The organism is Aetokthonos hydrillicola CCALA 1050 (assembly GCF_017591665.1).
GTDB lineage: Bacteria > Cyanobacteriota > Cyanobacteriia > Cyanobacteriales > Nostocaceae > Aetokthonos > Aetokthonos hydrillicola.
The window spans coordinates 1-2,352 of sequence record NZ_JAAKGC010000211.1 but is presented as its reverse complement, the minus strand read 5'-3'; the positions used below and the strand labels follow the sequence as shown (position 1 = coordinate 2,352).

The 2,352-nt window shown below is 39.3% G+C and carries 1 protein-coding gene; it reads left to right on the top strand.

Annotation, left to right across the window (positions count from 1 at the left end; translation table 11 throughout):
• Positions 1–62: 62 nt before the first annotated feature.
• Positions 63–2,352 (top strand): SNF2-related protein (locus G4P69_RS35635; RefSeq protein ID WP_208354671.1); only part of this gene is annotated, 2,290 nt, incomplete at its 3' end.

The following is a 2,352-nucleotide window of genomic DNA, read 5'->3' as shown; positions in this document are numbered from 1 at the left end:
ATGTTGTTATTTTACGTATTTATCATGGTAGGGAAAATCGGCCTCGTTAGTATTAGAGCGATATGCCAAAAATTTTACGCGAATACCCTTGGAAAATTAGCTACACCAGCAACACTCATAATACAATTGCCGATTTCTACATCCCTGCTTTAGAATGTACCATGCAATATGACCGCAAAGCAGGTTTTTTTAGCAGTGCCATTTTGAGTAAAGTCGCTCGTGGGTTAGGTGCAATGCTGCACAATGAGGGGCGAATGCGGTTAATTATGGGCTGTCAGTTTAGTCCACAAGATTTACAAGCAATTCAACAAGGGTATGCACTACGAGATGCATTGCTAAATCGTCTAGATGCTGACTTAAAACCGCCTGAAAACTTTGCCCAACTCAAGCATTTTGAAATTCTTAGCTGGTTAATTCAAAATCAATATCTTGATATTAAAATTGCTATTCCTCTTCAAGAAAATGGACTACCAGAAGATACTACACAGCAACTAGACCCACGGCATATATTCCATGAAAAAGTTGGCATTTTTACTGATGCCAATAATGATAAGTTAGCATTTAGCGGTTCAAATAATGAATCTATCGCTGGTTGGGAGAGAAATGTAGAATCTTTTCACGTTTATTGTTCTTGGGAAGGAGGAAGAGAACTAGATAGAGTTGATGAAGAAGTTAGCCGATTTGAACAACTTTGGTATGATGTCTCTCCTAACGTACGAGTATTTGAAATTCCTGAAGCAGTACAGAAAAAGCTATTGCGCTACACCCCCGCTACGAAACCTAATTGGAATGCTCAAGCCGAATTCGACACCCGACCTTTAACAAAAGAATTAAACCTCACCCATCTTGAAACTTCCAGTAGTGCGGGCATCTTGCCCGCTACTACCAACACAGAGCAACATACTCCCACTACTTTTAAAAACTATGATTCTCAAAATACCTCTGGTTTAACTCAACCAGAAGTAAAACCAACACTAAAATCAGATTATTTGGGTATTTCTACAGAACAAAGAGAAAAAGAAAAACTAGCATTTACTCAACTTGCTAATATTTATCAACACCCTGGTTGTTTAGATTTTTGTCTAAAATCAATTCCTATTAAACCTTGGCCACACCAAATTAAAATTCTGCGTCGTGTTGCTCAAAATTTTCCTCAAAGTTTTCTCATTGCTGACGAAGTTGGTTTAGGAAAAACAATTGAAACTGGGTTAATTTTGCGCTATCTTTTATTGTCCAAAAAGGTAAAGCGTGTACTAATTTTAGCACCTGCTAGCGTTCAACCCCAATGGCAAGAAGAACTACGGGAAAAGTTTAATTTACATTTTTTGAGTTACACATCTACAGAATTTAAAGACCCCTACAAACAAACTATCCCAGCAGCAGCTAACCCTTGGAACACTCAAGATTTAATCCTCGCTTCTTCTCATTTAGTGCGCAGAACTGAGAGAATGCACCAGCTATTAGAAGCAGAATCATGGGATTTAGTAGTACTAGATGAAGCGCATCATGCACGGCGTAAAAGTCCCCAAGACCGTAAGGAAACGCCCAATCGTCTATTAGAGTTAATGACGCAGCTGAAGGAGAAAACTAAATCTTTGATTCTTCTATCAGCAACTCCTATGCAAATTGATGCTATAGAAGTTTTCGATTTGTTAAATCTCCTAGACTTACAAGGACATTGGAGCTACGGCGATAACTTTTGCCATTATTTTGCTTCCCTGCAAGGTGCTCTAAAGCAGCAAGTTATTGATTTTTGGCAAGTTATGTCTAGCGATTATTTTCAGCGTGGTGGACAGCCTTGCTCTAGATTAGAACAGTTTTTGAGCAAGAGCGATCGCATTCTTGCTTACAAAATGCAGGATATTTGGCAGAAGGGTAAGAAAATCTCCAATCACAAACAACTCTTAGCAGATGAAGATTTCATCACGACTTCCCGTCAATATTTGACAGTAAACACTCCCTTAAAAGATTTGATGTTCCGCCATACCCGCGACACTCTTCGACAATACTACCGTCGAGGACTGTTAGAAAGGGATATTCCTACTAGAGTTGTGCAGGATAACGCCATTACGCTAGAACTACAACGGGAAGTACCCCTTTATGTAGCTGTCAGCGACTATGTACGTCACTTTTATCGACTAGCGCAAAAAGATAAGCGTTCTTGTTTAGGTTTTTTGATGACCCTTTACCGCAAGCGCTTAACCAGTTCATTTTATGCTATTAAGTCATCCCTGCAACGCCGTTTGGATTATTTGTTAACTCAACAGGGAAGCGTTTTAAGTGATGATGATTTAGTGGATGTCGATAATGAGGATGATGCCATAATTGCGGGGCTGGAATCTTTCTTTGAAC